Genomic DNA, 4,870 nt, shown 5'->3' on the forward strand with positions numbered 1-4,870 from the left:
CTACGGCGATACCGCCAGCCACGCCCTCCCAGGTTTTGTTCGGCGAAGTCTCGCTAAAGGCGTGCTTGCCGCAAAATTTGCCGACGAAAAACGCCCCGCTATCGCACGCCACGACCGTTAAAATCAGCCACGCCAAGTAGCCCACGCCGTACTGCGAATAAAGCATCCAGATGAGAAAAATCGGCGTCATCGGATACAAAAACGGCAGCGCGGGCGTTAGATTTTCGCTCTTAAAATGCGCGAGAAAACTAACTACGAGCAAAACCGCTAAAATAGCGATAAATACGGGGTTTGAAAAAGGTGTAAGCAGGTAAAAAATAACCGCCACGAGCGCAAGAGAGCCGCCATGCAAGCCGTAGAGCTTCTGCGCTTCGCCAAAGGCCGTGTAAAGCACGAAGCCTAAAATGGCGAAATTTAACAGATAACTATCGACGAAAAAGATGACCAAAACCGCCGCAAATAGCGCGACGCCGGTGATTATACGCGTTTTCATGATTTTTCCTTTTTTGAGTAATAATTGTATACAATTTTCGCTTAAAAGCGCCGAAATTTGAGGCAAATTTGCCTTTACGGACTTTGGCGGACGGTTAAATTTGAAGGTTTTGCGTTAAGTTTTAGTTCTGATTAAAACGTAGCGGTAAATTTGACGGATTTGGTTTAAATTTTGCCGAGCGAGGCTTGTAGTTTCAGCGCAAATTTGACGATCTGTGGTGAAATTTACTCTCGCTAAAAACAGCTGCTTAAATTTAGCGAATAAAAGCTCAAATTTGATCTAAATCGAGCCAAATTTGACCGCCGAGCAGTAAAAAGTCCAGTCAAATTTGAGCGAGTAGGTTAAATTTTAAGATCAAGATGCTGAAATACGGGCGACGCTTGCGGGAAGTCGTTAGCCGCGACGTAATCCTCCGAGTTTTCATCGCCGTCAGAGTCGGAGTTTTCGCCGTTTTGCTCCGAGGCGAGCTCGCCTTGCTCCTGCCTGCCTTTTTGCTTTTCGTGCTCGTTTTTGGGGTCGATTTTGTAGGTTTCCTCGGTCGGTCGCACCTCGGAGACCTCTTGTTTTTCGTCGCTTGCTAGCGATGCGGCGGCGAGATTTTGCAGGTCAAATCTATTTTGGACGTCGGCGACCTTGTTTGAGACCATATTTACGTTTTGATTGATAAAAATCGTGTTGCCAAGGGGTGTTACAGCCATTTTCGCCTCCTGTTTTAGTCGTGCTTTGTTACTAATATCGTCTTAAAATTAATATAATTTACATTTGCGCCGCTCGTAATTTTGACGTTGTTACGTTTGGTAAAATCAACCTCGTACGTCCCGCCGCCTTTGACGCTAAAATTCACGCAAATTTTCGCCGCAAATCTCAAAATTTCCTCGCTGGGAGCGCTTTTTGCGGTTTTGATGATGACGTGCGCGGACGGCAGGTCTTTTAGATGCATCCAGACGTCGTCTTTTTTCGAGTTTTTTAGCAGCCAGACGTTGCCTTTTTCGTTGCGTCCGATGCTGATTTTATAGCCCTCGACGTAAAAATCCTCGACATTTTGATTTTGCTCTTTTTGCTTTACGGCGCGGGCTTTTTTAGGCGCTAGGATCTCTAGCTCTTCGGCGCTTTTCGCTTCATTTACGAGCGTTTGTAAATTTGATAAAAACTCGAGCTTTTCGGTCAAATTTTGCCGCTCTATAACCAGCCCGGCCGCCTTTTGCTTTAGCCTTTTTGCTTTGGCAAACATCGCGTTTGCGGCGATTTTGGGGCTGTCGTCTAGCACGAGCTTCACCTCGCCTCGCTCGAAATCATTTAGCGTTACCTCGCGCTCGTAGTCCCTTAACGCATGCAAATTTGATAGGATCAGCCCCGCGTTTTTGCTTAAAATTTCGCTTTGCGCATTTAGATCTGCTTCGTTTTCAAGGCCCGATAAAATTTCGCTTAAATTTTGCATTTTTCGCTCTATCGCGGCCGATTTTACGGCGCGCAGATTTTCTAGCTTTGCGTTATTTACGCGCTTAAATTCCTCGCTAAAATACCGCTCAAAATCCGTTATCAGAGGCGTCTCTCGCTCTTTTATCATAGCCAGCGGCAGCTCAAGCAGCTCGCGCCCCGGTTTTATCACGCGAAAATTATTATCTATATGGCGCAAAGCCTCGACGATGACGCCCTTTTCGTCCGTGATGATCGCGTTGGTAAAGCGCCCCGTAAACTCCAAAAATAGGCTTGAGGCCAGGCTCTTATACGAGCCTTGGAATTCGCACTCCAGCTTTAAAATTCTATTTCCCTCGGGCACGCTTAAATTTAAAATTTTCGCCCCCCAGAACCTCTTTTTAAGCGCGACGTCAAAGGGCGCTTTGTACTCTTTGACGTTTAGAAAATCAGGATTTGCGTAGATCGCGGAGTCGGCCTTGCTGAGATCAAAAAACAGCCCGAGCTCGCCGTCAAATTCGATAAATATCGCCATATCGCCCGCGCGTCTGATTGCGGTTATTTTTTTAAATTTGCCCAAAAATGATTGTATTTGTTTTAAATTTGCGTATTTCATAGCCGAAATTATAGCCTAAAATCGGGCCGAATTTTAAGCGTATGAATAATATAATGATAATGCATTTTAAAACGGAGAAAAAATAAATGAACAAATTTAGCCTAAGTTTAGCGGCCTCGTCGCTGCTTTTAACTCAAATTTTCGCTGCCGACGTAGCACTACAAGGCGTCGAGATTAGCGAGAGCGCGGATGACGGATACCGCGCCAAAACCAGCGAAGTAGGCAAAACAAATACGCCTATTTTAGAGATTCCGCAAACGGTAAACGTCGTGACGCAACAACAGCTAAAAGATAAAAAACCCGAGACTCTAGCCGAGAGCCTTCAAAACGTGAGCGGAGTTAGCTACGGAAACACCACGGGCGGTATCTTTGACTCGATCATAAAAAGAGGATTTGGCGGCGGACGCGACGGCTCGATCATGCGAAACGGCGTGCCCGCTAGCGTCATGCATAGCTTTAACAAAACCGTAGAAAGCGTCGAGGTGCTAAAAGGCCCGGCTAGCCTGCTCTACGGCGCGCAAGAGCCCGGCGGCATCATAAATATGGTCACTAAAAAGCCAAAATACGACTTCTCAAACGAAATTTGGGCTGGTATCGGCAACCGCAACTACTGGAACGCGGGCTTTGATACCACGGGACCGATCGCTGATAGCGGCTTTGCGTATAGATTTATATTTGACGCCATGCAAAAAGACTACTGGAGGGAGTTTGGCGAATATAAAAACGTCCTCTTTGCGCCTTCGCTCTCGTATAAAGGCGATGATTACCGCATAAATTTAGCCTATACGCACACGCGCTCGACCGATCCGATCGACCGCGGTATGTATCTCATTCCAAGCACGGGCAAGCTACTGCCGATAGATAAGAAAAGACGCCTTGACGAGCCGTTTAATAAACTAAAAACCAGACTCGACACCGTGGACGTAAATTTTGAAAAAAATATCGGCGAGGACTGGCTACTGCGCGGCGCTTATGCATTTTCCCGCTCAAAGCACGAATACGGCCACATCAGGCTAATGAACGTAAATTTAAACACGGGCGTTGCAGCTAGACGAAACGAGGCGTATGACGGATTTATCCACCGCACGCACGCGGGGTCGTTAAATTTAAACGGTTACGTGCAAACGGGCGAGATAGAGCACAACTTGCTCTTCGGTATCGACGCAAAGGAGTACTACCGCTATAGACCCGGCGCGCTAAACAGCTACAGCTCCGGCACGACGCACAGAAACTTCCCGATAAATATCTACAGTCCAGTCTACGGCACGGTCGCCTATCCGTCCGACCGAGCCTCCGGTATCCAGTATCAAAAGCTAAGAACGATCGGATTTTACGCGCAAGATAGTATAAATTTGACCGAAAATTTGATCTACTCTTTGGGCGTTAGATACGAATACTACGATCAAGTCGCGCGCGGCACGACTAGCGGACCAAACACCACCGATCAGCAAGACGGCAAATTTACGTGGCAGACGGGGCTTTTATACCTGCTAACGCCCGAGTGGTCCGTTTATACCAACTACGCGCAAAGCTTTAGCCCGCAAATGGCGATCAGCGGCGACGACATCGGCGACATAAAGCCCGAAGAAGGCAAAAGCATAGAGCTGGGAACTAAATTTCAAAACGATAGCATAACGGCTAGCGCGGCGATCTTTAACATCGATAAGAAAAACATCATGCGCACCGTAAATAGCGTAAGTACGCCCGTGGGCGAGGCGCGCTCTAGAGGCTTTGAGTTTGACTTTAACGGCCGCGTGACGCAAGGTCTAAGCGTGGGCGCTAGCTACGCATATACTAAAACCGAGGTGCGAAAAGATAGCGGCGCGTTTGCCGTGCTGGTGGGCAAACCGCTAGAAGCTACGCCAAAGCACCAAGCCAGCCTCTTTGCCAACTACGACTTTAGCCACCTAGGCGCAAAAGGCCTAAGGATCGGCGGTGCGGCGAGGTACTTTGGCTCATGGTACACCTACTACATGAGGACGAATCTACCGGCCGTGCCTGCGGGAACGGGCTTTAAGATGGACGACGCGGTCGTTTACGACGCATTTATCAGCTACGATACCAAGATCGCGGGCTACGAGACAAATTTCTCATTTAACGTCAAAAACTTGACCGATAAGCTTTATTATACGTCCTCATCGACCGGCACGCAGGCTAATATCATACCGATACAGCCGGGGTATGCGAGGCAGTTTATGCTGACTGCTAGCGTTAAATTTTAAAATTTAACGCGTTATCTCGCCCGACTATACGTCGCTTTGCTTTCCTCTGGTCGCAACTGCGAGCAGAGGGTTTTAAAATTTGGCGCTCCGCAGGCTATATGCCTAGCGCACGCTTAAATTTTA

The 4,870-nt window shown here is 47.7% G+C and carries 4 protein-coding genes; 1 reads left to right on the forward strand and 3 read right to left on the reverse strand.

The annotated features are described in order from the left end of the window. The 3 genes from Q0338_RS02385 to Q0338_RS02395 form a co-directional block, all read right to left on the reverse strand. Positions 1-493, reverse strand: a 493-nt coding sequence (locus Q0338_RS02385) for a phosphatidate cytidylyltransferase (RefSeq protein ID WP_298085363.1), incomplete at its 3' end; no start/stop codon positions are given. A 341-nt stretch (positions 494-834) separates the two neighbouring features. Next, positions 835-1,191 carry a hypothetical protein gene (locus Q0338_RS02390; RefSeq protein WP_298085364.1) on the reverse strand — a complete coding sequence of 119 codons (357 nt, stop codon included), beginning with the start codon at positions 1,189-1,191 and terminating at the stop codon, positions 835-837. 14 nt (positions 1,192-1,205) lie between these two features. After that, positions 1,206-2,525, reverse strand: coding sequence for an NFACT RNA binding domain-containing protein (locus Q0338_RS02395; protein ID WP_298085365.1), 1,320 nt, complete (start codon positions 2,523-2,525; stop codon positions 1,206-1,208). A gap of 86 nt (positions 2,526-2,611) precedes the next feature. On the opposite strand from Q0338_RS02395, the gene Q0338_RS02400 reads away from it, so the two are divergent. Then, positions 2,612-4,747, forward strand: coding sequence for a TonB-dependent receptor (locus Q0338_RS02400; RefSeq protein ID WP_298085366.1), 2,136 nt, complete (start codon positions 2,612-2,614; stop codon positions 4,745-4,747). Positions 4,748-4,870 lie beyond the last annotated feature (123 nt).

Origin of the sequence: uncultured Campylobacter sp., assembly GCF_938018145.1 — a bacterium.
In the GTDB taxonomy this organism is placed as follows: domain Bacteria; phylum Campylobacterota; class Campylobacteria; order Campylobacterales; family Campylobacteraceae; genus Campylobacter_A.

Bases quoted from the DNA above. Each gene is read 5' to 3' on its own strand.
- Q0338_RS02400 (WP_298085366.1), top strand. From the start codon at position 2,612: ATGAACAAATTTAGCCTAAGTTTAGCGGCCTCGTCGCTGCTTTTAACT.
- Q0338_RS02395 (WP_298085365.1), bottom strand. From the start codon at position 2,525: ATGAAATACGCAAATTTAAAACAAATACAATCATTTTTGGGCAAATTT.
- Q0338_RS02390 (WP_298085364.1), bottom strand. From the start codon at position 1,191: ATGGCTGTAACACCCCTTGGCAACACGATTTTTATCAATCAAAACGTA.